This window comes from Cobetia sp. BMC6 (genome assembly GCF_029991385.1).
Lineage (GTDB): Bacteria > Pseudomonadota > Gammaproteobacteria > Pseudomonadales > Halomonadaceae > Cobetia.
On record NZ_JAKUMF010000002.1, the window covers coordinates 341,881 to 368,673 of the forward strand.

A 26,793-nucleotide genomic window follows, 5' to 3' on the forward strand; every position below is an offset into this window, starting at 1 on the left:
AATCAGGGGCAGGCAGCCCGCACAGGAAGCCCTCCGCAGGACAGCAGCATGATGTAAATGACAGGAAGCAGGCTTTCCCCTGGCAGAAGCGTGAGACACGGCAGTGATCGTCTCGCTTGCGAGCCAGTGGAAATCGGGTTTCTTGACCCGTGTCAGTCCCACCTGAACAGATGGAAATGGTGACAGCAATGACAGATTCCCTGGCCCTCATCTTCCCGGGACAGGGCTCCCAGCAGGTCGGCATGCTGCGGGAGCTGGCGGAGCGCTATAGCGTGGTCCGCACCACCTTCGAGGAAGCCTCTGACGCGCTGGAGCGCGATCTCTGGCACCTGACACAGGAAGGCCCGGCGGAGGAGCTCAATCGTACCGAGCTGACCCAGCCGGCGCTTCTGACCGCCAGTGTCGCCATCTGGCGTGTCTGGCAGGAGCTGGAAGGCCCGCGCCCGGCGCGCATGGCAGGTCACTCCCTGGGTGAATACAGCGCCATGGTCTGCGCTGGCGTGATCGGCTTCGCCGAGGGCGTCAAGCTGGTCAATCTGCGCGGCGAAGCCATGCAGACTGCCGTGCCGCAGGGCCAGGGCGCGATGGCGGCTATTCTCGGTCTCGAGAATGCCCAGGTCGAAGCCGCCTGTGCCAGCGCAGCGCAGGGTGAAGTGGTCGCGGCAGTCAACTACAATGCGCCGGGACAGGTCGTCATCGCCGGTGGTACTGCTGCCGTCGAGCGTGCCATCGCGGCATGTCAGGAAGCGGGGGCCAAGCGCGCCATGCCGCTGCCGGTGTCAGTGCCATCGCATTGTGATCTGATGCGTCCGGCGGCCGACAAGCTGGCAGAGGCGATGAATGCCATCGATTTCCGTGCGCCGCGCTATACCGTCATCCAGAACGTCGATGCCAAGGCGCATGACGATGTCGAGACACTGCGTCAGCGTCTGATCGAGCAGCTCTATCAGCCGGTGCGCTGGACTGACTGCGTCAATGCCATGTTCGACAGTGGCGCGCGCAGCTTCATCGAATGCGGCCCGGGCAAGGTGTTGACCGGCCTTGGCAAGCGCATTCAGCGTCAGGCACGTGGCCTGGCCGTGAATGATCCGGATAGCCTGGAAGCGGCGCTGGAACTTGCCCGCGAGACCGCTGCCGAACAGAATCAGTAAGCTCGTGGCTGGCCCATCAGGCCGGCCATGTGACTTGGATCAGCCAACTCAGGACTCAAGATGACGAGCGAACGCAGAATCGCACTGGTGACCGGTGCCAGTCGTGGCATCGGCCAAGCCATCTCCCGTGAACTCGGCCGTCAGGGCCGTATCGTGATCGGTACCGCCACCAGCGAGAAAGGAGCAGCGGCCATTGGCGCTGACCTCGAGGCGCACGGTATCGAAGGCGCGGGCATGCTGCTCAACGTCACCGATCAGGACAGCGTCGACGCCGTGATCAAGGAAATCGGCGAGCGCTTCGGCGCCCCGACCATTCTGGTCAACAATGCCGGCATCACGCGTGACAACCTGTTGATGCGTTTGAAGGAAGACGATTGGGACGCGGTGCTCGACACCAATCTCAAGTCGGTCTTCCGTGTCAGCAAGAGCTGCCTGCGCGGCATGACCAAGGCGCGCTTCGGCCGCATCGTCAACATCTCGTCCGTGGTCGCGACCATGGGCAATCTCGGTCAGGTCAACTATGCTGCCGCCAAGGCAGGCATGGAAGGCTTTGCCCGCTCGCTGGCGCGCGAAGTCGCGTCACGCAATATTACCGTCAACTCAGTGGCGCCGGGCTTCATTGCCACTGACATGACTGAAGCATTGCCGGAGGCGCAGCACGAAGCGTTGCTCGGCAACATCCCGCTGGCGCGCCTTGGCCAGCCGGAAGAGATTGCTGCGGCAGTCGGCTTCCTGACCAGTGATGCAGCAGGCTACATTACCGGTGAGACGTTGCAGGTGAACGGTGGCATGAACATGCGCTGAACCCCACTCAGGGACGTGGTTGCGTCCTTTTGGGGTGGCCTATAAACTACGCCCAGCTTTTTCGAGCTGCGGATTCCGTACCACTAGGAGTGATTGTTAAATGAGCACCATTGAAGAACGCGTCAAGAAGGTTGTGGCTGAGCGCCTGAACGCCAAAGAAGAAGAAATCCAGAACTCTTCCTCTTTCACTGAAGACCTGGGCGCCGATTCCCTGGACACCGTCGAGCTGGTGATGGCTCTGGAAGAGGAATTCGATACTGAAATTCCTGACGAAGAAGCAGAGAAGATCACCACCGTGCAGGAAGCTATCGATTACATCGTCAACCACCAGTAAGGTGTGTTGAAGCGATCACGGAGCAACCTGTTGCTCATGGTCGTGATGCAATTGTCTGTACGTTCAAGAGCCGCACTGTTCCTCAGTGCGGCTCTTGTCATTCAGGGGTATGCTGCGCAATACCGCGCCGAAAGAGCGTGAATTGCATGGTGGTAGGCGGTGGGCTTCGTGACAAATGCCCCCTTGTGGCAAGTGTCGGAATTCCTTCGTGAAAGTGGCCAGAAAAGCGCTTGAAAACCGACTGCCCACGCATGGCCAGGTTTCTGTATAATGCGCTCAATTACCGTCCGGGCGTCCATGGCCCTGGCGTGCCAATTCGATAGTTTTGGAGGAGACACGATGCCTCGCAGAAGGGTAGTGGTAACAGGTCTTGGCCTGGTGACCCCGGTCGGGAATACCGTCGAGGAAAGCTGGAGCAACATCAAGGCGGGCAAGAGTGGCATCGCGGCCATCGAGCATTTCGATGTCAGCGGTTTCAATACCCGTTTCGGTGGCTCCATCAAGGACTTCGATGTGAGTCAGTACCTGAACCCGAAAGAGGCCCGCAAGATGGACCTCTTCATCCAATACGGTATCGCGGCGGCCCACCAGGCCATCACCGACTCCGGCATTGAATGCACCGAAGACAACGCCGAGCGTATCGGTGTCGCCATCGGTTCCGGTATCGGCGGCCTGCCGATGATCGAGCACAACCACAAGGCGCTGGAGAAGGGCGGTGCGCGTCGCATCTCGCCGTTCTTCGTGCCGGGCTCCATCATCAACATGATCTCCGGCAATCTGGCGATCCAGTTCGGTTATCGTGGTCCGAACATCGCGATCACCACCGCCTGTACCACCGGGACGCACAACATCGGTTACAGCGCACGCACCATCGCCTATGGTGATGCCGACGTGATGGTGGCCGGTGGTGCCGAGATGGCGACCACGCCGCTGGGCCTGGGTGGCTTCTCCGCGGCGCGTGCGCTGTCGACCCGCAACGATGATCCGCAGGCGGCCAGCCGTCCGTGGGACCGCGACCGCGATGGCTTCGTGCTGTCCGACGGCGCCGGTGTCGTCGTGCTGGAAGAGTACGAGCATGCCAAGGCACGTGGTGCGACCATCTACGCCGAGGTGCTCGGGTTCGGCATGTCCGATGACGCTCACCACATGACGGCGCCGCCCGAAGACGGCCGTGGTGCGGCCGCGTCGATGCGCAACGCCATCCGTGACGCCAAGCTCGAGCCGAGCCAGATCGACTACATCAATGCCCATGGCACCTCCACCAATGCCGGCGACAAGGCAGAAAGTCTCGCCGTCGAATCGGTACTGGGTGATGCGGCACGTGATGTGGCGGTCAGCTCCACCAAGTCGATGATCGGTCACCTGCTGGGTGCTGCCGGTGCGGTCGAGGCCGTGTTCTGCGTGCTGGCGATGCGTGACCAGATCGCGCCGCCGACCATCAACCTGGACAACCCGGCCGAGGGCTGCAATCTCGATTACGTGCCGAACGTCGCACGTGACATGAAGATCGAGTACACCCTGTCCAACTCGTTCGGTTTCGGTGGCACCAACGGCTCGCTGGTGTTCGGCAAGCTCAAGGACTGATCACACGCTTTCGTGTTCTCTCTCCTCAGACGCGCTCCCATCCGGGGGCGCGTTTGTCTGTGGGGCGTCACCTCTGCCTTGCGTGTCGTGTCCGCAACCGTTCTCTGGAGGGCTGTATCGATGACGACTGATGCCTCTGGCAACGAGAGCTCAGATGACCGGGCCTCTGATGAAAAAAGCGCTGACGACAAGCACTCCCTTGCGGCGCTAGCTGCCGATCTGCCCAGTGATGACCGCGGCCTCGCCTATGGCGAGGGCGTGTTCGAGACGATTCTGGTGCGTGATGGCCAACCGCAGTTGTGGTCCTGGCATGAGGCGCGCCTGACGCGCGGTTGTCAGCGTCTGGGAATTGCGGCGCCTTCGTCAGCTGAGCTGGCGAGCTGTCTGGCGGTCTGTCAGGGCGAGGGGCTGGAAGTGCTCAAGCTGATTGTCACCGGCGGCTCCGGTGGGCGGGGCTACAGAGCACCTGAGTCACCGGAGGCACGCTTGCGGGCACGCGCGACGCCTTTTGCGGTCAATCAGCAGGCGCGGCGTGGTATCACGGCGCGGGTCTGCGAGCTGCGTGTGGCCGAGCAACCGGCACTGGCCGGGCTCAAGCACCTCAACCGGCTCGAGAACGTGCTGGCGCGCCGCGAGTGGAGTGACACGGCCATCAGCGAAGGCCTGTTGCTCAATGCGCAGGGCGAGCTGGTTGAAGCCACCAGCATGAATCTGGCCTGGTATCATGACGGGCGCTGGTTCACGCCGTGTCTTGATCGTGCCGGTGTCGAGGGCACGCTGCTGGCGGCGCTTGAGGCCGAGATGACTTTCGTGCGAGTCCGTGAGGGGCTTGAGTCACTCGCATGGGCCGAGCAGGTCGTCGTCATGAATTCCGTGCAGGGCGTCTGGCCGCTGCGCACCTTGCTCAAGCCCGATGGCGCGATTCTGGCTGAGTGGAAGGATGCGGCGCATCCGGCGCTGGACGAGTTGAATCACACTGTCGCGCGCTTGCTGGGCGAGCCCGCGAACTGACGGAAGACGACGAGTGTCAGCAGGCATGCCTGTGCGGTCGTCGCCTTCGCCATGAAGACTGGAAACCTGATTATGCGAGTGTTCAAGATCCTCCTGATGCTGGTAGTGCTGGCCGTGGCTGCGGGTGTGGTGGGCTTTCGTTATTGGCAGGCGCAGTTGCTGTCACCGTTGGCGATCGAGAAGGAACAGCTGTTCGAGGTGCCCAAGGGCGCCAGTCTGACCAGGGTCGTGGGCGAGCTCGAGTCACAGGGCATCATCGAAGCGAGCTGGCCGTACAAGGTATGGTCGCGCCTCGAGCCTGAGGCCGTCAATGGTCTGCGCGCCGGTGAATTCCGTCTCACGCCGGGCTTGAACGGTCGTGAGCTGGTGGCGCTGCTGTCCAGTGACGATGTGGTCAGCTATACCTTGACCGTGCCGGAGGGCTGGACCTTCGCCCAGATGCGCACTGCCATGGATGCCTCGCCCAAGCTTGAGCACACGACTCGCGACATGAGTGATGAAGAGCTGATGGCGGCTGTCGGTGCAGAGGGCGAGAAGCCGGAAGGGCGCTTCTTCCCGGACACCTACCGCTATCACAAGGGCGTCAGCGACCTCTCGCTCTACAAGCAGGCCTATGCCCGCATGAACAGGACGCTGGAGGAAGTCTGGGCCGGGCGAGACGACGACCTGCCGATCACCAGCGCCTACGAGGCGCTGATCATGGCGTCACTGATCGAGCGCGAGACCGGCGCGCCGGAAGAGCGCGACGAGATCGCCGGCGTCTTCAAGCGTCGCATGGAGCGCGGCATGCGCCTGCAGACCGACCCGACCGTCATCTATGGCCTGGGCAAGGACTATGACGGCTCGCTGTCGCGCGCCGACCTGCGCAAGCCGACGCCCTGGAATACCTACGTGATCACCGGCCTGCCGCCGACGCCGATCGCGATGCCCGGGCGCGCCGCGCTGGAAGCGGCGGTGCATCCCAAGGAGGGCGATACCTACTACTTCGTCGCCAAGGGTGAGGGCAAGCATCATTTCTCGCGCACGCTGCGCGAGCACAACAATGCCGTGCGCCGTTATATTCTCAATCGGTAATGCGTGGCGAATGAGCTGAAACCCGTGTGGCGAACAGGTCTGCCATGCGCTGCACGGGGCTGTCGTCGCGAGTCATCTGCTGTCTGAATCAGGAAACATCATGTCTTCACGTCCGAGCGCATCAAGCACGACGTCTTCTCGCCGCGCCGCCAGCGCGGCGGCCACCCAGGCTTCGCCTGCAGGTCGCTTCATCACCTTGGAAGGCGGTGAAGGCGTCGGCAAGAGCACCAATGTCGCCTTCGTGGTCGCCGAGCTAGAGGCGCATGGCCTCGAGGTCGTGCGCACGCGTGAGCCGGGTGGCAGCGAGCGAGCGGAAGCCATTCGCCAGTTGCTGCTGGACCCGGTACCGGCCGAGTCGCTGAGTGATGATGCCGAACTGCTGTTGATGTTCGCCGCGCGTGCCCAGCATCTGGCCGCGACCATTCGCCCGGCGTTGGCGCGCGGAGCCTGGGTGGTGTGTGATCGTTTCACCGACGCGACCTTTGCCTACCAGGGCGGTGGCCGCAACCTGCCGCTGGCGGATATCTCGACGTTGGAATCCCTGGTGCAGAAAGGCTTGCAGCCGGACCTGACCCTGCTGCTGGACATGCCGGTCGAGGCGGCACGTGGCCGTCTGGCCGCTCGCCGCGCCGAGACCGGCGAAGGCGCCGACCGCATCGAGCAGGAAGCTGAGCAGTTCTTCGAGGCGGTGCGTGTCGGCTATCACATGCGTCGTGACGCCGACCCCGAGCGCTTTGCCACCATCGATGCCGGTCAGTCGCTTGAAGCCGTGCAGGCCGATATCGCGGCGGTGCTGGCGGCTCGCGTGGCGGCCTGGCAGGCGGACACTCCCAAGGATGTGCAGCCATGAGTGCTTCAGACGTCAGCAATGGTGTCACGCTTTCGAGCTTCTCGCCGCTGCCGTGGCAGCACTCGCTGTGGCAACACTTCACCGCGGTGCATGACAACGGTCGCCTGCCGCATGCGGTGATGCTCAGTGGGCCGTCGGGGCTTGGCAAGCATGAGCTGGCCGATGCGATGATCGCTCGGGTGCTGTGTCGTACCGCCCAGGGCAAGCCCGGCGCAGCGGCCTGCGGTGAATGTCATGGCTGCCATATGCTGGCGGCCGGGCATCACCCTGATCTGATGGCGGTCGCGCCGCAGGATGTCGGCAAGATGATCCGCATCGACCCGATCCGTGAGGTCAACCGCTTCGTCTCCCAGACGGCCCAGCAGGGCGGCTACCGCGTCATTCGTCTGCAACCGGCGGAGTCGATGAACATCGCCTCGGCCAACGCCTTGCTCAAGAGCCTCGAGGAACCCGGCGCCAATACGCTGTTCATTCTGCTCAGTGACATGCCGTCGCGGGTGCTGCCGACCATCCGCTCGCGCTGTCAGCAATGGCCGCTGGTGATACCGCCGGCCGAAGAGAGCCTGCCATGGCTCACGCAGCAGCTGGGCGAGGATGCTCAGGCCCTGCTGCGCATGGCAGGCGGTCTGCCGCAGCTGGCGGTGCGTCTTGGCGAGGCGGAGCAGCGTCAGCTGCGTCAGGCCTTGCGCGAGCTGTTCGATGCGCTGGTGCGCGGCGGCGAGCCGGTGGCCGAGGCGTGGCGCCTGGAGCGCCAACCGCTGGCGCAGGTGCTGTGGTACGGTATTGCCTGGCTGGAAGACCTGATTCGCATGGGCCTGTCCGGCAATGCCGGCGACCTGCGTGACCCCAGTCTCGAGCCGCTGCTGAGACAGGCGGTCAAGAATGGGCGCACCCAGGACTGGTTCAAGCTGCTGGATTTCGCGCGCGAGCAGCGCCGCCTGCTGGCCGCGGGCGGCAACCCCAACCCTCAGCTGGTGCTGGAGGCCTGGCTGGTGCGTTGGGCCGCCTTGCTGCGCTCCTGAATGCGCAGCTGGCTTTATTCTGGCGTAAAGGCCCGAATGAAGGTCTGAGCTTCTGGCGTGAAGGCCCGAGTGAGGGTCGGAGCGAAGAGCTGAGGAAGGGGCTGAGCAAAGGCCCGCGTGGAAAACCACGAGGCTGCGTGAGGCAAGGCGGGCAGGCTAGACTGAAGCCGACAGGCCGCTTGCTCGCCTTGCGTCAGATGACAGCAGGCAATGGCCGAAGAATACGCATTGATTCGCAGCGTGAGCCCTCATGTGGGCGTTGACGCTCGTCACGGGACTGCATGTGCCGGGAAACCGGCCGGAGGTGAAGGATGAATACCGCTCCACAGCAAGGCCAGAAGGCGCTCTCGCTGACCATTCGTGATCAGAAGACCCTGCTGGCCGCCTACATGTCGACCCTCGTGCGCGGCGGCATCTTCGTGCCGACCACCGAGCGCTACACCATGGGCCAGGAGGTCTATCTGCTGCTGACCCTGCCTGAGGAATCCGAGCGCATTCCGGTCACCGGGCGCGTGGTATGGATCTCCCCGCAGGGCGTCAGTGGCCGGCGCACTGCCGGGATCGGCATCCACTTCAGTGAAGAGGACCGCCAGGTGCGCGATCATATCGAGAACCACCTGGCCGGCATGCTCGGCAAGGGGCACGCGACCTATACGCTGTAGCGCGAGTGCAGCGTCGTTTCATCATCTCGACCGGCAGTGCCATGGGCGCCCGCCGGTCGAGCACGTTTTTCGCCGCGCTCCGCGTGGCCATCAGTAGTGAGAGTTTCCGGATGTTTGTCGATTCGCATTGCCACCTTGATCGTCTGAAACTGGAAGAGCATGGCGGCAGCCTCGATGCCGTGCTGGACGCCGCGCGCGCCCGTCACGTGCACCAGTTTCTCGCCATTGCCGTCACGCTTGACGATGTGCCCGAGATCTCGGCCATCGCCCAGCAGCATGAAGATGTGGTGATTTCCGCCGGTGTGCATCCGCTGCATCAGGTCGACCCGGAACCCACGGTCGAGGACATCAAGAAGTGCGCCGAGCGCTTCGGCGCGGTGGCCATCGGCGAGACCGGCCTCGACTATCACTACGAGAGCGTCAGCCGCGAACTGCAGTACGAGCGCTTCACGCGCCATCTGATCGCCGCGCGTGAGCTCGAGCTGCCGGTGATCATCCACACCCGTGAGGCGCGGGAAGACACCCTGGCGCTGATCAAGCAGCACACGGACCCCGCTGTCGGTGGCGTGCTGCACTGCTTCACCGAAGATCTCGACATGGCGCGCATCGCGGTGGGCCACGGTTTCATGGTCTCCATCTCCGGTATCGTCACCTTCCGCAACGCCGAACACGTCCGCGAGCTGGCGCGCGCCATCCCGCTGGACCGCCTGCTGATCGAGACCGACAGCCCCTATCTGGCACCGGTACCGTACCGTGGTACCTCCAATGTGCCGGGCAATGTGGTCGAGGTCGCCGAATGCATCGCCGCCGAGCGCGGCATCACCGTCGATGAGCTGGCGATGCAGACCACCGCCAACTTCTATCGCCTGTTCCGTGCCGCTGCGCCGGAAGCGCCGGACAACGTTCGCGAAGCGCTGGCCAGCAGCGGTATGCTCATCGATTGAGCGTGGTATCCCGCATGATCTGACCACCAGGGAGGGAATGTCATGAATCCAGCCGCCATCCTCACCCAGCTGGGCGACAAGGCCACCAGCGGCAAGGCATTGCCGCCGGTGGATCAATGGCACCCGGCGCATTGTGGCGAGATGGACCTCGTCATCTGCGCCGATGGGCGCTGGATGCACGAGGGCACGCCCATCGGCCGTGCGCGACTGGTGCACATGCTGTCACGTGTCCTGCGCCGCGAGCCCGATGGCAGCTACTGCCTGGTCACGCCGGCGGAGAAGGTCACCATCCAGGTCGAGGACCGCCCCTTCCTGGCGGTGGACTGCTCCCGGGCCGAGAGTGATTCTGTGCAGACTGAGCTTGGACAGACTGGGCTTGGACAGACTGGGCTTGGACAGACTGGGCTTGGACAGACTGGGCTTGGACAGACTGAGCTTGGACAGACAGAGCCTCAGCCGGACGTCTGGCAACTGGTCACCGATCAGGGCGATGTCGTACGACTGGAAGGGGAGGCCTGCCTGACGTTGAGCGAGACGCCGGACGGCCTGTGGTTGCCGGAAGTGCCGGTGCGCTTCGGCCTTGCCGCGCGCCTGCACCGCAATCTCTACTATCGGCTGCTCGAGAGCGCCGAGACGCACGAGCAGGAAGACGGCAGCCTGACACTCGGCTTCATGAGCGGCGGGCGCTTCCAGATTCTGGGACAGCTGGCGGCCGATGAGGTCGAGGCCTGAACCTGTCTGAGCTTGTCTGAACTTGTTTGAGCCTGCCGCCTTCTGCTCTCTCTTCCGTATGCCCCTCACGTTCTGCTTCGTCCCTTTTCTCTCGCCGTCAGCCATTGCAGGTCTTCATGTCGTCACCACTTCCTCCCATCGAGCCCGACAGCACCGCAACCTCCGGGCCAGACGTTGCAGCATCGCCACTGGCGCTGGCCGTCGATCAGCTGACGCAACGGCTGACGGATCAGCAGCGCGCCGTGGTGGCGCATCGTGGGAGGCATGCGCGGGTGGCGGCGGTGGCGGGCTCCGGCAAGACCACGACGCTGGTGGCGCGGGTGCTGAGCCTGCTGGCGGCAGACATTCCGGCGCAGCGGATTCTGGTGCTGATGTTCAACCGCTCGGCGCGCGAGGACTTCGTCGCCAAGCTGGCGCAGTCGGCCCCGCCGGGCACACGGCTGCCCGATATCCGCACCTTCCACTCTATCGGCCATCGCCTGACCACCACTCTGGTACGCTGGGGCAGCCTCGAGCCGCGCGAGCTCATCCAGCAGGACTGGGCGCTGGAGCGTCTGCTCAAGCAGGCCGCCCAGCGTGCGCTGGGCGATGCCGATCGCGCCGATCGTGAGGCAGCGCTGGAAGGCGAGCGCCTCGAAGCGCTCGCCCAGTTCTGTGATCTGGTCAAGGCCGAGATGTGCGAGCCGACGCTGCTGTACGAGCGCATGAACCTCGGCGAGCACACCGGCCACTTTGTCGAGTCCTTTACCCAGCTTGAACAGCTGCTCGAGCAGTACGGCCAGATGACCTATGCCGACCTGCTCTACCGTCCGCTGCGTCAGCTGGAGAGGGAGCCCGAGACCCGCGCGCGCATCCAGGGGCACCTGCAGCACGTGATCATCGATGAGTATCAGGACATCAATGAGGCGCAGCAGCGCATGCTGGCGCTGCTGGCGGGTGTACCGTCCAGCAAGTCGTCGTCCGGCGAGGCGTCGCCCGACGAAGCTTCCTCGCCCGGCGAAGCGTCGCCCGCAGCCTCCGGCGCCATGGCAGAAGTCATGGCCGTGGGGGATGCCAACCAGTGCATCTACGAGTGGCGTGGCGCGCGGCCTGACTACATGCTGACGCGCTTTGCCGAGAGCTTTGCCGCGCCGCTGGATTTCCCGCTCAGCTACACCTTCCGTCACGGTCATCGTCTGGCGCTGGCGGCCAATCACGCCATCGCCGCCAATGCGCGCCGCCCGGACCAGCTGTGCCTGGCTGCGCCCGGTACGCCGGCGACGCGCTTGTTCGAAGGTCAGGGCGCAGCCAGTTTGGTCGCGGCGCTCACGGCCTGGCGAGAGTCAGGGCGCAGTGGCGCCGAGGCCGCCGTGCTGGTGCGCAGTTGGGCGCTGTCGGTGCCGGTGCAGTTGCAGCTGCTCAAGGCCGGCATTCCCTTCCGGCTGGGGCAGGGGGATCGCTTCGTGTTCCGTCTGCCGCTGGTGCGGGCGCTGGCGGGTTATCTGGAGCTGGCACGTGATGCCACGCGTCTGCGCGACCCGGCGCACCTGCTGCTGCTGTTCACCCAGCCCACCGCCTTCGTCGCGCGCGAGCGCCTCGAGCGCCTGTGCCAGCAACTGGCCGACAGCCAGCGCTGGCCACGCAAGGAAGACCCTATTCTCGAGGGGCTCAAGCCGCTGCAACGCCGCAACCTGCACAAGCGCTGGAAGCTGTTGTGTGATCTGCCTTCGCTGGGTGACTGGGCGCCCGCGCGGCTGCTGCGTCATGTGGTCGATGAGCTGGAGGCCGACAAGGTGCTGCGCCGCGCCGCGGCCCGGCGTGACAAGGGCGAGGAGGATGTGCGCCTGCTGGATGTGCTGATCGAGCAGGCAGGGGAGCTTGCCAATGACCCCGATGCCTTCATCAATCTTTTGCGCAACCCGGTCGAGGACGCCGCCGACGGCGTGCTGATCACCACGGTGCACGGGGCCAAGGGGCTGGAGTGGCCGCTGGTGGGGCTGTGGGGCATGAACGAGGAAGACTTCCCGGCCTACTCGCGCGACAACCCGCTGTCGCCGGAGCGCCTCGAGGAGGAGCGTCGGCTGTGCTACGTCGGCGTGACGCGTGCCCGCGAGCAGCTGCACCTGTGGCGCGACGGTGGCACGCATACGCCAAGCCGCTTCCTGGCGGAGCTGTGTGTGGAGGACTGCACCCGCCTCGGCGACTGGATTCACGGTGCCGGCAAGCGCGCCAGGCTCGCCCGTCAGCAGGCCGAGGGTGGTGATGAGGCCGCCCGCGAGTCAGCGACCGGAAGCGACGAGCGCCTGCGTGTGGCGGCGCCGGCGCTTGGCGAGGCCTATCTGGCGCGGCTGCCTCTGGCACGTCACGGCATCACGCCGCCGACGCTGGAAGCGCTGCCGAAGAAGGTCGCCAGGTCCCCGGGCAGGTCGGCCAGCAAGTCGACTGCGCAAGGCCAGTCCAGCTCGGGCGGCACCCATGCTCGCGGGGCTCGTCAGAGTAATCGCTCTCCACGCGGCGAGCCGGCGGTGCTGCGACGCGTCGGTGATTGGGAAGTCGGTCAGCGCTTGCGTCACGAGAGCTTCGGTGAGGGGGTGATCGAAGAGGTCTCCGGCAATGAGGCCAATCCACTGATCGAGGTGCGCTTCGACGATGGCAACAAGCGCCGCCTGATCGCCACGCGTGCCCCGCTGACAGCCTTGTGACCCTTGTGTCCCTTGTGACAATGGACTTGAGACTCGGGCGACAAGGCCGCGCGATTGCCAAGCCTTGCGCCGAGCACCATCATGCCTGCAGCGTATCTTCGTCTGCCCGAAAAGGAGTTCCCATGGCTCAGTATCCTGATCCTGCCGCATTGGCGGCAGCCTCCGTCTCCGCCTCATCGCTGCTGGTGCCGGACCAGCGCCAGGCGCCCCTGATCGATGCCAGCCAGCTGGTGACCCAGCTGGCGATGGCGGGCCTCAAGTCCCCCGTGGTGCTGGATTGCCGTGCGCGTCTCGACGATGGGGAAGCCGGCGAGCGTCTGTGGCGTGAAGGCCATCTGCCGGGTGCCATCCATGTCGATATGGACCGCGATCTGTCGGCCGCTGTGCGCGAGGACGGCGTGGGCGGGCGGCATCCGCTGCCGTCACATCAGGCGACGGCCGAGCTGTTCCGCCGCCTCGGCATCACGCCCGAGCAACAGGTGGTGGTCTATGACGACATGGGCGGGCAGATGGCGGCGGCGCGGCTGTGGTGGATGCTGACCTGGGCAGGGCATCCGGATGTGCGGGTGCTGGATGGCGGCATCCAGGCCTGGAATCAGGCCATGGGCGAGCTCAAACGTGCGCCTGCCCAACCGGTGGCCCCCACACCGAGCGACTGGCAGCCGAGCTTTGATGACAGCCTGCTGGTCAGCGCCCAGGAGGTGGCCGCCACGGATGACAGCTTGCTGGACGCCCGAGGCGAGGCGCGTTTTCGCGGTGAGCAGGAGCCGGTCGATCCGGTGGCAGGCCACATTCCCGGCGCATTCTGCCGACCGACCCCCAGCAATCTCGAGGCCAATGGTCGCTTCAAGGACCGCATGAGCCTGGTGCGTGAATTGCGCAGCCTGTTGCCGGCAGAGAGTGGGGTGATCGCCTACTGTGGTTCCGGCATCAGTGCCTGTCAGAACATCCTGGCCTTCGCGATTGCGGGGCTGCCGCTGCCGCGCCTGTATGCCGGCTCCTGGAGTGACTGGACCAGTGATCCCGCACGTCCGGTTGCCACCGGTGAGGCCAGCGAGAAGTAGTCGCAAGCGCCAGCGCGATGAGGGCTGCTCAGACATGACAACGCCCGCCAGAGGTTTCTCTGGCGGGCGTTGTCGTTCGTGGGGCGCTTTGTCTGACTCTTCGCGTGCGTGCTTACGCTTGCGTCTTGGGCTCGGCGGTGGGCTTGCGTGAATCGAAGCGCTCCAGCAGGGCGGCGTTGGCGCAGTTGCCCATCACGTTGAGGGCGGTGCGCAGGCCATCGGTGAAGCGGTCCACCCCGGCGACCACGGCCACGCCTTCCAGCGGCAGACCTGCCGCACCCAGCACGGTGGTCATCGCGACCAGACCCGCACCCGGCACGCCAGCCGTCGAGAAGCTGACCAGCAGGCCGGTGGTGAACACGGTGATCACCAGCGAGGTGGTGACATCGATGCCGAACAGCTGCGCCACGAACAGCGCATTGAAGCCCTGCAGCACGGCGGCACCATCGCGCTTGAGGGCAGTCCCGAAGGGCAGCGCGAAGCTGGCCAGGGATTCATTCATGCCGTAATCACGGGCATTGCCCAGCGCCAGCGGCAGGGTCGCGCCGGAGCTTGCGGTACCGAAGGCGAAGCCCAGGCTCTGGCCGAAGTGGCGCACGAAGGCCAACGGGCGGGCACCGGTGACGGCCAGCAGCACCAGATAGAGCAGCGCCATCAGCGTAAGCGCGATGATCAGGCCGATCACGTACATGCCCAAGCGCATCAGCAGGTCCAGCCCCTGGGTGGCGATCACCGAGGTGATCAGTGCGAAGACCCCCACCGGCGCCAGCTTGAGCACGAAGGACAGTACCTTGAGGCTGACGGTGTAACCGCTCTCGATCACGCGATGCAGCGGCGCGCTTTCCTCTGGCAGGGCGCGCATTGCCAGCCCGATCAGGGCGGCCGCGAAGATGACCTGCAGCAGGCCGCCGCCACCCAGCGCGGTGAAGGGGTTGTTGGGCACCAGGCCCACCAGCCACTGGGCGATGCTGTCAGCGTTGCGGCCTTCAGGCGCCGAATCCACCAGACTCTCGGCGCCGCTGCCCGGCGTCAGCCAATGCGCAACCAGCATGCCCAGCGTCAGCGCCACGGCGCTGGTGACCACATAGCTGCCCAGCAGGCGCCCGGCATGGCGACCGACATCGGCGCCGCCTTCGCGGTTGGTCAGGCTCATGATCAGGGCGCCGAACACCATCGGCACCACCACGAATTGCAGCAGGCGCAGGAAGATCTGGCCCACCGGTGTCAGCAGGTGGCTGTCGAGCCAGGCAACGCTGCCCTCGGGCAGAGCGCCTGCCCCGGCGTTCAGGGCAAGGCCGCTGAGAATGCCCAGCCCCAGGGCGAGCAGTATCTGGCGTGTGACGGACATGATGGCTCCGAAGCGATGGCATGAGTCTGAATTCGAGGAAGGCTAATGTGCTACCGGGAAGCTGTTATATCAACAATCGCTTTGAGAATGTTTTGGAATAACACAAGAAGCGCTTAAGGAGTGAAAGGCGTTCGCGCCCGCGGCGCTGGGAGATATTGAGGGCCAGACACGACAACGCCGCCACGGCAGGGCCGCGGCGGCGTTGTCAGCTGGCGGGCAGCAGAGGCTTACATGTTGGGGTAGTTGGGGCCACCGCCGCCTTCCGGCGCGATCCAGGTGATGTTCTGCGCCGGGTCCTTGATGTCACAGGTCTTGCAGTGCACGCAGTTCTGGAAGTTGATCTGGAACTGCGGCTCTCCGGCCTCCTCGATGATCTCGTAAACCCCGGCCGGGCAGTAGCGCTGGGCGGGCTCGGCGTAGCGCGGCAGGTTGTCACGCACCGGCAGTTCCGGGTCGGACAGGCGCAGGTGACACGGCTGGTCTTCCTCGTGATTGGTGTTGGAGAGGAACACCGAGGACAGCTTGTCGAAGGACAGCTTGCCGTCCGGCTTGGGGTACTCGATCTTCGTGCACTCAGCCGCCGGGCGCATGCGTGCGTAGTCCGGCGTGGTGTCATGCAGGGTCGGCAGGCGGCCACCCGTCAGCTGGTCGAGGAAGTTGTAGGCGCCACCGAGGAAGGTGCCGTACTTGTGCATGGCCGGGCCGAAGCTGCGCGAGGCATCCAGCTCCTCATAGGCCCAGCTGTCCTTGAAGCGCTTGCCGAAGTCGACCAGGTCTTCACCGCCTTCGTCTCCCCCCTTGATGGCGTCGAACACGCTTTCCGCCGCCAGCATGCCGGACTTCATCGCGGTATGCAGACCCTTGATCTTGGCGAAGTTGAGGGTACCGGCGTCACAGCCGATCAGCAGACCACCCGGGAAGCTCATCTTCGGCAGACAGTTGAGGCCGCCCTTGGCGATGGCGCGCGCCCCGTAGGAGACCCGCTTGCCGCCCTCGAGATGGCGGGCCAGGGTCGGGTGCTGCTTCATGCGCTGGAATTCATCGAAGGGCGACAGGTACGGATTGTCGTAGGCGAGATCGACGATCAGGCCCACCACCACCTGCTGGTCATCGGTGTGATAGAGGAAGAAGCCGCCTTCGGCGTTGCCCTTGAGCGGCCAGCCGCTGCCATGCACCACCAGCCCCGGCTGGTGCTGTTCGGCGGGCACATCCCACAGCTCCTTCAGGCCGATGCCGTAATGCTGGGCATCCGCTTCGCTATCGAGCGAGAAGCGCGAGATCAGCTGCTTGCCCAGGTGGCCACGGCAGCCCTCGGCGAACAGGGTGTACTTGCCGCGCAGCTCCATGCCCGGCATGTGGCCATCCTTTTCGCTGCCATCGGCAGCCACGCCCATGTCACCGACCACGATGCCGCGCACCGTGCCATCCTCACCATGCAGCACTTCCTGGGCGGCGAAGCCCGGGAAGATCTCGACGCCCAGCTCCTCGGCCTGCTCGCCCAGCCAGCGCGTCAGGTTGCCGGCGCTGATGATGTAGTTGCCGTCGTTGTGCATGGTCCTGGGGACCAGTGCATTGGGGATGACCTGCGCTTTCTGGTCATCCTTGAGCAGCACGACCTCGTCACGGGTGACGGCCGTCTTGAGCGGGGCGCCGCGCTCGGCCCAGTCGGGGAACAGCTCGGTCAGTGCGCGCGGTTCGAGCACGGCGCCGGACAGGATGTGTGCGCCGACTTCAGAGCCTTTCTCGACCACGCAGACTGTCAGCTCCTTCTCGGCCGCGTTGGCCTGCTGCATCAGTCGGCAGGCCGCCGCCAGGCCGGAAAGGCCGGCACCGACGATGACCACGTCGAAATCCATGAATTCGCGTTCCATGACCCGTCTCCTCAATCTTTGCGCCGTCAGGGCCCCGCGGATCCGGCGGGGCGGGCGTGTCACGAACGACCATGGCCGTTCGCTGGGCAGTGAACCTCCGACGTGGCGTGCGTCAGGGCACGGCTCGCCGGAGTGAAAATAGGGGGCGACTCACGCTGGCGCGCCATGTCCTGCACGGACGTTTGGCCGCTCGACACGAGGCGCTGGCGCGAAGCAGCCGCATAGCATGCCGCAACAGTAGCATTTAAAACGACCGTTTGTTTATTATGCTTGGGTCTGACGTAATAGCCACCGGGGGCGTTGCAGGGAATCGCCCGATGGGTTTCACGCCCGGGCGTGTTGAGAGTGATTGTCAGGTTTGACCCCGGCAGCCAATTCTGCGCAAGATGCCCGCATGAGAATGGCGGCTCCCGGACAGTGAAAACCACGCCGATCTGGCTGACTTCATCCTTCGGGTGCCAGCGGATATCGTGGCGAGACACTTGTCACCACGGTCATCTGTGAAAGATATTCACCTATCAAACGCTTGCATGAATCGAGTGCTGGCGGCCTCACGGTCACTGGTACTCCATGAGAAATCAGCGAGGACACCATGAAAGTACTCGTCGCGGTGAAACGCGTCATCGATTACAACGTCAAGATTCGCGTCAAGGCTGACCAGTCTGACGTCGATCTGACCAACGTCAAGATGGCCATGAACCCCTTCTGCGAGATCGCCGTGGAAGAAGCGGTACGCCTGAAGGAAAAGGGCGTGGCGACCGAAGTCGTGGCCGTCACCATCGGCCCGAAGGCCGCCCAGGAGCAGCTGCGTACCGCGCTGGCGCTGGGCGCCGATCGCGCCGTGCAGGTGATGACCGATGATGCCGTCGACTCGCTGGCCGTGGCCAAGCTGCTGGCCAAGGTGGTCGAGGAGGAACAGCCCGGGCTGGTGATTCTCGGCAAGCAGTCCATCGATGCCGACAACAACCAGACCGGCCAGATGCTGGCGGCACTCACCGGCATGGGGCAGGGCACCTTCGCCTCCGAGGTGGTGGTCGATGGTGAGAGCGTCAACGTCACCCGCGAGATCGATGGTGGTCTGCAGACCGTCAAGCTGAACCTGCCGGCGGTGGTCACCACTGACCTGCGCCTCAACGAGCCGCGCTACGCCAAGCTGCCGGACATCATGAAGGCCAAGAAGAAGCCGCTGGACGTCAAGACGCCGGAAGAGCTGGGTGTCTCCACGGCCTCCAAGGTGTCGCTGGTCAAGGTCACGCCGCCGGCCGAGCGTCAGGGCGGCATCAAGGTCGGCTCCGTCGATGAGCTGGTGGACAAACTCAAGAATGAAGCAAAGGTGATCTCATGAGCATTCTCGTCATTGCCGATCATCATGATGGCCAGCTGACCAGCAGCACCGCGAGTGTCGTGGCAGCTGCAACCGCCATCGGTGGCGATATCGACGTGCTGGTCGCCGGTGAGGGCGTAGGCGCCGTCGCCGAGCAGGCCGCCAGGCTTGCCGGTATCGCGCGTGTCCGTGTCGCCGACAATGCCGTCTACGCCCATCAGCTGGCCGAGAATCTGTCGGCACTGGTCGTGGTGCTGGCTGATGACTACAGCCACGTACTGTCCAGCGCCTCCACCACCGCCAAGAACTTCATGCCGCGTGTCGCGGCACTGAAGGACGTGGCGCAGATCTCCGAGATCATCGCCGTCGAGAGCGCCGATACCTTCCAGCGCCCGATCTACGCCGGCAACGCCATCGCCACCGTCAAGAGCGACGATGTGCTCAAGGTCATCACCGTGCGTGCCACCGGCTTCGATCCGGTCGCGCTCGACGGACAGGCGGCCATCGAGGCCGTGGATGTGGTCGAGGAGGCAGGCGTCTCGAGCTTCGTCGAGGAAACCCTGGCCGAAAGCGAGCGCCCTGAGCTTGGCTCCGCCAAGGTGGTGATCTCCGGTGGCCGCGGCATGGGCAACGGTGAGAACTTCGCGCTGCTCAACGGTATCGCCGACAAGCTGGGCGCCGCCATCGGTGCCTCTCGCGCTGCCGTCGATGCCGGCTTCGTGCCCAACGACATGCAGGTCGGCCAGACCGGCAAGATCGTCGCGCCGGATCTCTACATCGCCGTCGGCATCTCCGGGGCGATCCAGCACCTGGCGGGGATGAAGGACTCCAAGGTCATCGTCGCGATCAACAAGGACGATGAAGCGCCGATCTTCCAGGTCGCGGATTACGGCCTGGTCGGCGATCTGTTCGAGGTGCTGCCGGAGCTGGAAGGCAAGCTCTGAGCCACGCCCCGCAAGGCTGAGCCCGAGACACCGCAAGGTGCCCTGGCCAACCAACGCGACCCGCTTCGGCGGGTCGCGTTTTTTTGTGTCTGCGGGCAAGGGTCGGGGCAGGTCAGGAATGTGCGCTTGAAGAGAGAAGCGCAACGCGGCATTGCAGGTATCAGGGCCTGCTGAGGGAGTAGAGCGAGTCAAGATCAATTGATAATTGTTCTTGTTTGTAATACCGTCCATGCCAGTGATTTGCATTTCCACTCGGAAGCCACTATCGGCCTGGCAGGCGACCGAGGATGCAACCAAGCCTAGTTCTTCAGGAGATGTCCGTGCGGCGTTCGACTTCTTTCCCCTTCCCGTGCGTGCGAGCCCTTGGCGGCCTGCTCCCGGCGCTGGTGCTGCTTGCACCGCTGACAGCTACCGCATTGCCGGCGCATGCCGAGACACTGCGTGACAGTGCCGCCACTCATCAGGAAACCCAGCGTGAGCTGCAGGCGCGCATCGACGCCGCCGATGACGAGACGCGTGCGCTGCTGGTGCGCCTGCGCGAAGCGCGTCAGGAAGCCGCGCGTCTGGAAAGCTACACCGCGGAACTGACGCCGCTGAATGCTGACCGCGCGGCGCGAATCGAGCGCCAGCGTAGGGCGCTGGAGAATCTCGAGGCCACGCGCGAGTCGCTGCCGGGTCTGCTGCGTCAGCAGGTCGAGGAGCTTGAGGACTTCATCGAGCAGGATCTGCCGTTTCTCAAGGACGAGCGTCTCGCGCGCGTCCAGCGTCTGCGTGACAACCTCTCCAATGCCAGCCTGAGCAATGATGAGCGCCTCGATCAGCTGCTCAACGCCTGGCAGCAGGAGCTGAGTTACGGTCAGGGCTTCGATACCTGGCGCGCAGGGCTTGTCGGCGGGGAAGACACCGAGGTGCAGTATCTGCGTGTCGGCCGCGTCGGTCTCTATTACCTGGCGCTGGACGGTCAGCATGGTGGCGCCTGGCAGGCCAGAAATGGCAGCTGGCAGGTGCTGGATGACAGCGGCCTGGAGGCGCTGCGCAAGGGCATCAGCATGGCGCGTGACCAGCAGGCACCGTCACTGGTGACCCTGCCGCTGTCGGTGCCGGTCGAGGACGTCGAGTTGGCCCCGAAGGGGCGCCTGTCACAGTCCGCGCTCAAGAGCGCCGATCAGGCTGCCGCGGCAGTCACCAGCACACGCACTACCACTACCCGTACCGCGCAGGAGTCCAGCTGATGGCGACGAATTCACAAGCGCCACGTGCGTCTCTGTCACGCCTGCTGCTGACGGCCGGCACCCTGGGGCTGCTGACGTTGTCGTCTCCCGCCGTGCTGGCGGCGACCGGCAGTGCCGAGCAGTCATTGAGCGTCGAGCAGTTCGAACAGGCCGCCAGTCAGGCCGAAGGCCGCGATCAGGCGCGTCTTGACACCCTGTTGTCGGATCGCGAGGCGCTGCAAGCGGCGGTCAGCGAGGCCGAGGCGCGGCGTGACAGCCTGCGCGAGACGCGCGCGACCCTCGAGGCCGAAGCGCAGGAGCAACAGGCGACTCTCAGCGGTCTGGACGAAGAGCGCCAGGCCCAGCAGGGCGATCTCGGCCAGGTGTTCGAGGTGGCGCGCAAGCATGCACGTGAGACGCGTGAAGCACTGGCGGGCAACTGGCTGCTGGTCGGCGGCCAGGCGCGTCTGCCGGACCTGGGACCGCGCGACGAGGTGCCGGGCCGCGAGCGACTCGCCGCCCTGACCGCGGACATCCGCAGCATCGCCACCGAAAGCGGTCGCGCACTGCGCTTCCAGGCACCGCTGGCCGGGCCTGATGGCAGCATCAAGCCGCGTGAGATCGTGCGCGTCGGCGAGCAGATGGCCTTCAGTGGTCGTCACCTGCTGGCGCCGCTGTCGGAAGACAAGGCCGTGGATGGCCCCTCGGCGCTGGACACCCTCGGCCTTGCGGGTACCACGCCGATGCGCATTCGCAAGCAGCTGGCGGCCTTCGATGCCGGCGACAGTGATCGCCTGAGCTTCGACCCCACCGGTGGCGATGTCACCCAGGCACTGGCGCGGGCGCCGCGTCTCGGTGAGCGCCTCAAGCAAGGCGGCGCCGTCGGTTATGTCATCGTCGGTCTTGGTGTGCTGGGCCTTATCATCGCGTTGATCCAGCTGGTGCGTCTGTCGCTGACCCGTCGGGCGGTCAAGCGTCAGGAGGCCGACCTGAGCCAGCTCAGTGACGACAACCCGCTGGGCCGTGTGCTGCATCGCTTTGAAGGCATGCGCCATGATCACGAGCCTGAAGCGCTCGAAGCCCGTCTCGACGAGGCGTTGCTGGCCGAGCAGCCCAGGCTCGAGCGTGGGCAGGCGCTGGTCAAGCTGCTGGCTGCCATCGCGCCGCTGCTGGGTCTGCTGGGTACCGTGACCGGCATGATCGGCACCTTCCAGTCGATCACCGTCTTCGGTACCGGCGACCCCAAATTGATGGCCGGCGGTATCTCCCAGGCGCTGGTGACCACCGTGCTGGGTCTGGTGACCGCCGTGCCGCTGCTGTTTGCCCAGACCGGGCTTTCCAGCCTGTCCAAGGGCCTGATGGGCCGCCTCGAGGGCCGCGCCAGTGCCCGTCTGGCCGACCACCTCGAGAAGCGCGCTCCGAGCAAGGCTGCCAGCGCGGCGGCGCGTCAGCGGGATACCGAGCATGCCTGATTCGTTGGCTGCCTCTTCCCTGCTGAGCGGTGGCTTCGCGCCAGTGATGCGGCTGGTGGAAAGCGGTGGCCCGCTGATCGTGGTGATCTGCCTGATCGCCATGGTGCTGTTCGGGCTGGCGCTGGAGCGCGGCCTCTACTGGCGGCTCGTGCATCGTCCGGCGCGTCAGCAGTTGATCCACGACTGGGTGGCGCGCAGCGAGCACCACAGCTGGTCGGCGCTCACCCATCGCGAAGTGCTGACCCGTGAGCTGCTGTCACGTCTGCGCGCGCCGCTGCCGTGGCTAAAGCTGCTGGTGCTGATCTGCCCGCTGGCCGGCCTGTTGGGCACCGTGACCGGCATGATCCATGTCTTTGATTCGTTGGCGATCGCCGGCACCGGCCAGGCGCGTGCCATGGCCGACGGTGTGGCTCGCGCCACGCTGCCGACGCTGGCCGGCATGGCGGTCGCGGTGGTGGGCCTGATGTTCGTCACGCGCTTCGAGCGCGTGGTGCGTCGTGAAGACCAGCGCCTGCACGACCGTCTGGCGCGCGCCGTCGACGATGCACGTTCCGGCATGTCCGCTGCGAACGGCTTTGATTCCTCCTCTGATACAAGCGAGACACCACATGCGTAGACGTCGCATGGAGGCCGCGGAAGACAGCGGCGAGATCAATCTGACGCCGATGCTGGATGTCGTCTTCATCATGTTGATCTTCTTCATCGTCACCACCAGCTTCGTCAAGGAGTCCGGGGTCGAGATCCAGCGTCCGGAAGCCTCCAACGCCACGGCGCGCCCTGACGCGGCGGTCATGGTCGCCATCACCGCCGAGGGCGCGGTGTGGGTCGATGGCAAGCCGGTGGATGCCCATCGTGTCGGCGACGCCGTGGCCGATCTTGCCGATGGTCAGCCGGTGGTGATCCAGGCTGATAGTCGCTCACAGACCGGCCTACTGGTCGAGACGATGGATGCGCTGCGCAACGCGGGTGTGCAGGACATCGCGGTCGCCGCCTCGAAGGGCGAATGACATGACGCGACGCCTGTATGCCAATCGACTCGTCGGGCTTGTCGGCGGCGCCTTGCTGGCGCTGGTGCTGTTCTATGCGCTGGCGCTGCTGGTCGCGCCGCCGGTGAACGACACGCCGCCACCGGAGCCGCTATCGGTCTCCACCGTTCAGGCGCCTGAAGAGGCACCGGAGCCTGCACCGGCGGCGAGTGAAAGTCTGCCCACGCCGCCGGCCGAGCCACCACCGCCACCCAAGGCAGCGCCGATGCCGGCACCCAAGGCGACAAGCCCGGTGGCGATTCCCGAGGTCAAGACGCCATTGCCGCCGACGCCAGAGCTGACCATGGATGACAGCCTGCCGCCGCTGGAAGTCGAGCGTCCGCCCAAACCGACCCCCAAGCCGAAACCGACGCCCAAGCCAGCACCCAAGGCCAAGCCAGAACCCAAGGCGGTCGCCAGGCAGGCCGAGGCCTCTTCATCGGCGCAGTCGGCGTCTGACACGTCATCACAGGCCGCGGCGAAGCCGTCAAAGCCCAAGGCAGCCCCGGCGGCACAGGGTGGTTCACCGCGACCCACCGTGCGCACTGCTCCCGAATATCCGAGTCGTGCGCGTCGCCGCGGCATCGAGGGCTTCGTCGAGGTGGCGTTCGTGATTCGCCCGGACGGCAATGTCGATGGCGGCTCGCTGCGGGTGGTGCGTGCCGAGCCGTCGGGCGTGTTTGACAGGGCGGCGATGAAGGCGATCGCGCGCTGGGAATTCCCGGCCGCGGGCAATGCGCGCCAGGCGCGCCAGCGGCTCGAGTTCCAGTTGCGTTGAGGCAACCCATGACCCCATGGCGCGGGCTTTCATCGGGTGTCTGATGTGTGTCATATGTCGTCATCTCTGATGCCGTGGACTTATCGGCAATGCGCCGAGTCATGGCAGCGGATGAACGCAAGAGGAAAGACTCATGGTAGCGAAATCCACACCGCCGCAGGACGCCGACAGTGCTGAGCGATCGCGAGGCCTGATGGCGCGGGCGCGCCAGCTGCTGGCACGCGGCGGGCGCCGACTCACCCGCGTGACGCTGGTCTCGACCTGCCTGATGCTGATGATGGAAGTCGGTGGCATCAGTGCGGCCCATGCGGCGACCCGCGTTTCCGCCGAAGTGGCGGGGCAGTTGCGCACGCTGCAGTCACGGCTGGATGAAGGCGATTATGACGCGGTTGGCGAGCGCGCCGAACGTGAGGCCAAGCGCCAGCGCGGCGAGGTGCGTGCGCTGTATCTGTCATTGGCGGCCAGTGCGCGAGCGCGCCAGGGCGATCAGGCCCAGGCGGCGCGTCTGTATGCCGAGGCGCGTCGCCTGCCGGGCGTCAATGCCTCCCAGGCTCGCGAGTGGCTGCGTCGTGAAGCGATGCTGCGCCTGCGCGCCGGGGAGCGCGATAGCGGTATCGCTCGCCTGGCGGAATATCTGCACGGCGGCTCGGCAAGTGCCGAGGACCTGTGGCTCGCAGTCAGTCTTGAAGCCAATCGAGGTGACTGGGCGCGCGCCGAGGACTGGCTTGAGCGTGCCAGCAAGGCGAGTGCGCCGAGCGGTGATCGCCTGAAGCTGGCCGTCAGTGTCTATCAGCAGACCGGCCGCCATGGCGCGGCGGTGGCGCTGGTCGAGCAGGGACTGGGCGAGTCACGTGACCCACAGGACTGGCAGCGTGCCGTGGCGCTCTATCAGCGCCTCAACCAGAACACCCGCGCCGCCAGTACCTGGGAAGCGGCGTGGGCGGCGGGGATCGTCAGCGGCAGCGACGCCTACCAGCAGCGGATCGACCTCCAGCTTGCGGCCGGTGCGCCGGCGCGGGCGGCGGAGCTGATCGAGGCGGGGCTCTCGAAATCCGCGACACCCGAGGGGCAGCCGCTGCTTGACGATACCCCGGCGCTGCGTCGCCAGCTGGCGCAGGCCTGGACGGCGGCGCGCGATGTCGAGCATGCGCTCAAGGCATGGGCAGCCGTCTCGCAGCAGAGTCAGTCACTCGAGGATGCCCGGCAGTATGCCGAGCTTGCCTATGATTGGGGCCGCTGGGAAACGGCCCAGCAGGCGCTGGCCGCGGCCGGTGAGCGTGGCGATGACTCGGCGCGTCATTGGCTGCTCTCCGGCGTGGTCGCCAGTCAGCTGGAGCAGTTCGACCCTGCGCGTGAAGCCTTCAAGAAGGCTCAGGCGCGTGGCGCCGAAGGAGCCGATGCCTGGCTGAAGTCCGTCGCGCAACGCTGATGACGTGAGGCGCTGGCGATCCAGCGCTGTCTGAGCATCACTGCAACGAAAACGCCGCCTTTCCTGATCGTCCTGAGACGGGAAAGGCGGCGTTTGCGTGTCTGGCGATCGCGTTCGCGCTGGTGTCGCTCAGCGTATCAGCCGATATCGGTCCACACTGGGGCGTGATCTGACGGCTTTTCCATGCCGCGCAGCGCGTAGTCGATACCGGAATCCTTGATCAGCGGGGTCAGGCCGGGGCTGGTCATGATCAGGTCGATGCGCAGGCCGCGCCTGGGCTCACGCTCGAAGCCGCGTGAGCGGTAGTCGAACCAGCTGAACTGGTCGTCGACTTCCGGGTGCACGTGGCGGAAGCTGTCGGTCAGCCCCCAGGCGTAGAGGCGCTCCATCCACTCGCGCTCGATGGGCTGGAAACTGGTCTTGCCTTCGCGCAGCCAGCGCTTGCGGTTGGGCTCGCCGATGCCGATGTCGCGGTCGGTGGCCGAGATGTTGTAGTCGCCCATCACCACCACATGCTGCTCGGGCTGGTGGTCTTCTTCCAGCAGGCGGAACAGCTGTTGATAGAAGCGCGTCTTGTAGGGGAACTTCACCGGGTGCTCGATATTCTCGCCCTGGGGGAAGTAGCCGTTGTAGACGATCAGCGGCTCGCCGTTCGGGCCGTCGATCTCGACGCCGATCATGCGCTTCTGGGCATCCTCGCCGTCATCCGGCATGCCGTAGTGCACCTTCTTCGGCACCTGACGTGTCAGCATCGCGACGCCGTAGTGGCCCTTCTGGCCGTGCCACACCACGTGATAGCCCAGCGCCTCGATGTGCGCGTGGGGAAATTCACTGTCCTGCACCTTGGTTTCCTGCAGGCCAATGACTTCCGGCTGGTGCGCTTCTATCAGCGCTTCCAGCTGATGCGGGCGGGCACGGATGCCGTTGATGTTGAAGGAAATCAGACGCATCACGCTTGGCCTCCACCATCATCCTTGGAGGAGCTGTCTTCCTTTGCCGGTGTCTCAGGGTGCAGCGGCAACAGCGGCGCGGCGTTCATGCGCTCCAGCTTGGCGGCAGCCTGGGACTTGCGCTGGTCCTTCTTCTTGGCCACGTAACGCGGGCCGGAATGCACCTGGTCCGGGTTCTCGGCGCGCCACTTCTTGAAGTCCTTGCGGCGGCCGGTACGAATCTGCACCTTGTCGGCGATGGAACGGCTCTTCTTTCTACGTGTCATCTTCGGGCTTTCCTGTTCGGTGTCGGCAGTCGCCAGCCTTGAGTCGCACGGCAAGGCCGCGGCACGCGGGCAACCGCATCAGTTGACGGTCATTCTACCAGCCTGCGTGGGGCGGGTGCCATGAGGGGCGTCGTGGTGAGAAGCATCGCGTGTCGTGCACACGAGGTTGTCTCGTATCGAGTGCGTCATGATGCAGGGGCGCGAAGACGCCGGCGGGCTGGTACAATATGTCGGCGTTATCGTCGCTGCCCGCAGGTGAGGT

Annotated in this window: 25 protein-coding genes; 21 read left to right on the plus strand and 4 right to left on the minus strand. The window is 65.2% G+C overall.

Annotation, left to right across the window (positions count from 1 at the left end; all coding sequences use genetic code 11):
- Positions 1-188 precede the first annotated feature (188 nt).
- From fabD to MKZ40_RS05770, 13 genes are all read left to right on the plus strand, one after another.
- A complete protein-coding gene (gene fabD / locus MKZ40_RS05710) occupies positions 189-1,151 on the plus strand; it encodes an ACP S-malonyltransferase (protein WP_175088201.1) in 963 nt (320 codons plus the stop codon).
- A gap of 60 nt (positions 1,152-1,211) precedes the next feature.
- On the plus strand, positions 1,212-1,955 hold the full coding sequence (gene fabG, locus MKZ40_RS05715) for a 3-oxoacyl-ACP reductase FabG (RefSeq protein WP_175088200.1): 744 nt from the start codon (positions 1,212-1,214) through the stop codon (positions 1,953-1,955).
- 100 nt (positions 1,956-2,055) lie between these two features.
- On the plus strand, positions 2,056-2,289 hold the full coding sequence (gene acpP / locus MKZ40_RS05720; protein ID WP_024950601.1) for an acyl carrier protein: 234 nt from the start codon (positions 2,056-2,058) through the stop codon (positions 2,287-2,289).
- A gap of 339 nt (positions 2,290-2,628) precedes the next feature.
- Positions 2,629-3,873, plus strand: a complete 1,245-nt coding sequence (gene fabF, locus MKZ40_RS05725; protein WP_175088199.1) for a beta-ketoacyl-ACP synthase II — start codon at positions 2,629-2,631, stop codon at positions 3,871-3,873.
- A gap of 120 nt (positions 3,874-3,993) precedes the next feature.
- Positions 3,994-4,884 carry an aminodeoxychorismate lyase gene (gene pabC, locus MKZ40_RS05730; protein WP_175088198.1) on the plus strand — a complete coding sequence of 297 codons (891 nt, stop codon included), beginning with the start codon at positions 3,994-3,996 and terminating at the stop codon, positions 4,882-4,884.
- 72 nt (positions 4,885-4,956) lie between these two features.
- The gene (mltG, locus tag MKZ40_RS05735) at positions 4,957-5,958 is read left to right on the plus strand and encodes an endolytic transglycosylase MltG (RefSeq protein WP_175088197.1); all 1,002 of its coding nucleotides are present in this window, start codon (positions 4,957-4,959) and stop codon (positions 5,956-5,958) included.
- A gap of 100 nt (positions 5,959-6,058) precedes the next feature.
- Positions 6,059-6,808 (plus strand): dTMP kinase, encoded by a 750-nt coding sequence (gene tmk / locus MKZ40_RS05740; protein WP_175088196.1) that lies wholly within the window; start codon positions 6,059-6,061, stop codon positions 6,806-6,808.
- Entirely contained in the window at positions 6,805-7,830 is a 1,026-nt protein-coding gene (locus MKZ40_RS05745; protein WP_175088195.1) for a DNA polymerase III subunit delta', read from the plus strand. Before tmk ends, MKZ40_RS05745 begins: the two co-directional genes overlap by 4 nt.
- A 311-nt stretch (positions 7,831-8,141) precedes the next feature.
- Positions 8,142-8,492: a PilZ domain-containing protein gene (locus MKZ40_RS05750; protein WP_175088194.1), complete on the plus strand. Its 351-nt coding sequence runs from the start codon at positions 8,142-8,144 to the stop codon at positions 8,490-8,492.
- A gap of 110 nt (positions 8,493-8,602) precedes the next feature.
- On the plus strand, positions 8,603-9,436 hold the full coding sequence (locus MKZ40_RS05755; protein ID WP_175088193.1) for a TatD family hydrolase: 834 nt from the start codon (positions 8,603-8,605) through the stop codon (positions 9,434-9,436).
- A 42-nt stretch (positions 9,437-9,478) separates the two neighbouring features.
- Entirely contained in the window at positions 9,479-10,168 is a 690-nt protein-coding gene (locus tag MKZ40_RS05760) for a DUF1285 domain-containing protein (protein WP_175088192.1), read from the plus strand.
- A gap of 116 nt (positions 10,169-10,284) precedes the next feature.
- Complete coding sequence (locus MKZ40_RS05765; RefSeq protein ID WP_175088191.1) at positions 10,285-12,849, plus strand: ATP-dependent helicase; 2,565 nt, start codon at positions 10,285-10,287, stop codon at positions 12,847-12,849.
- A gap of 122 nt (positions 12,850-12,971) precedes the next feature.
- Positions 12,972-13,913 carry a sulfurtransferase gene (locus tag MKZ40_RS05770; RefSeq protein WP_254626938.1) on the plus strand — a complete coding sequence of 314 codons (942 nt, stop codon included), beginning with the start codon at positions 12,972-12,974 and terminating at the stop codon, positions 13,911-13,913.
- Positions 13,914-14,025: 112 nt separating this feature from the next.
- Here the strand turns inward: MKZ40_RS05770 and MKZ40_RS05775 are convergent, their stop codons facing one another.
- Positions 14,026-15,261 (minus strand): dicarboxylate/amino acid:cation symporter, encoded by a 1,236-nt coding sequence (locus tag MKZ40_RS05775; RefSeq protein WP_175088190.1) that lies wholly within the window; start codon positions 15,259-15,261, stop codon positions 14,026-14,028.
- A 227-nt stretch (positions 15,262-15,488) separates the two neighbouring features.
- The gene (locus MKZ40_RS05780) at positions 15,489-17,132 is read right to left on the minus strand and encodes an electron transfer flavoprotein-ubiquinone oxidoreductase (protein ID WP_175088189.1); all 1,644 of its coding nucleotides are present in this window, start codon (positions 17,130-17,132) and stop codon (positions 15,489-15,491) included.
- Positions 17,133-17,724: 592 nt separating this feature from the next.
- Between MKZ40_RS05780 and MKZ40_RS05785 the strand changes: the two genes are divergently transcribed.
- The 8 genes from MKZ40_RS05785 to MKZ40_RS05820 all read left to right on the plus strand — a co-directional run bounded on the left by MKZ40_RS05785 (position 17,725) and on the right by MKZ40_RS05820 (position 25,315).
- Positions 17,725-18,477, plus strand: coding sequence for an electron transfer flavoprotein subunit beta/FixA family protein (locus MKZ40_RS05785; RefSeq protein ID WP_107335326.1), 753 nt, complete (start codon positions 17,725-17,727; stop codon positions 18,475-18,477).
- Positions 18,474-19,400 carry an FAD-binding protein gene (locus MKZ40_RS05790; RefSeq protein ID WP_175088188.1) on the plus strand — a complete coding sequence of 309 codons (927 nt, stop codon included), beginning with the start codon at positions 18,474-18,476 and terminating at the stop codon, positions 19,398-19,400. Before MKZ40_RS05785 ends, MKZ40_RS05790 begins: the two co-directional genes overlap by 4 nt.
- A gap of 320 nt (positions 19,401-19,720) precedes the next feature.
- The gene (locus MKZ40_RS05795; RefSeq protein WP_282627808.1) at positions 19,721-20,632 is read left to right on the plus strand and encodes a DUF3450 domain-containing protein; all 912 of its coding nucleotides are present in this window, start codon (positions 19,721-19,723) and stop codon (positions 20,630-20,632) included.
- Positions 20,632-22,083 (plus strand): MotA/TolQ/ExbB proton channel family protein, encoded by a 1,452-nt coding sequence (locus MKZ40_RS05800; RefSeq protein ID WP_175088187.1) that lies wholly within the window; start codon positions 20,632-20,634, stop codon positions 22,081-22,083. The genes MKZ40_RS05795 and MKZ40_RS05800 overlap by 1 nt, the downstream gene beginning before the upstream one ends.
- Entirely contained in the window at positions 22,076-22,699 is a 624-nt protein-coding gene (locus tag MKZ40_RS05805) for a MotA/TolQ/ExbB proton channel family protein (protein ID WP_082388107.1), read from the plus strand. The genes MKZ40_RS05800 and MKZ40_RS05805 overlap by 8 nt, the downstream gene beginning before the upstream one ends.
- On the plus strand, positions 22,692-23,090 hold the full coding sequence (locus tag MKZ40_RS05810) for a biopolymer transporter ExbD (RefSeq protein WP_043331884.1): 399 nt from the start codon (positions 22,692-22,694) through the stop codon (positions 23,088-23,090). The genes MKZ40_RS05805 and MKZ40_RS05810 overlap by 8 nt, the downstream gene beginning before the upstream one ends.
- Position 23,091: 1 nt before the next feature.
- Entirely contained in the window at positions 23,092-23,886 is a 795-nt protein-coding gene (locus MKZ40_RS05815; protein WP_175088186.1) for an energy transducer TonB, read from the plus strand.
- 133 nt (positions 23,887-24,019) lie between these two features.
- Complete coding sequence (locus MKZ40_RS05820; RefSeq protein ID WP_175088185.1) at positions 24,020-25,315, plus strand: hypothetical protein; 1,296 nt, start codon at positions 24,020-24,022, stop codon at positions 25,313-25,315.
- Positions 25,316-25,452: 137 nt separating this feature from the next.
- On the opposite strand, the gene xthA is transcribed toward MKZ40_RS05820, so the two are convergent.
- Complete coding sequence (gene xthA / locus MKZ40_RS05825; protein ID WP_175088184.1) at positions 25,453-26,265, minus strand: exodeoxyribonuclease III; 813 nt, start codon at positions 26,263-26,265, stop codon at positions 25,453-25,455.
- Entirely contained in the window at positions 26,265-26,531 is a 267-nt protein-coding gene (locus MKZ40_RS05830; RefSeq protein WP_175088183.1) for a hypothetical protein, read from the minus strand. Before MKZ40_RS05830 ends, xthA begins: the two co-directional genes overlap by 1 nt.
- Between the last annotated feature and the right edge of the window lie 262 nt (positions 26,532-26,793).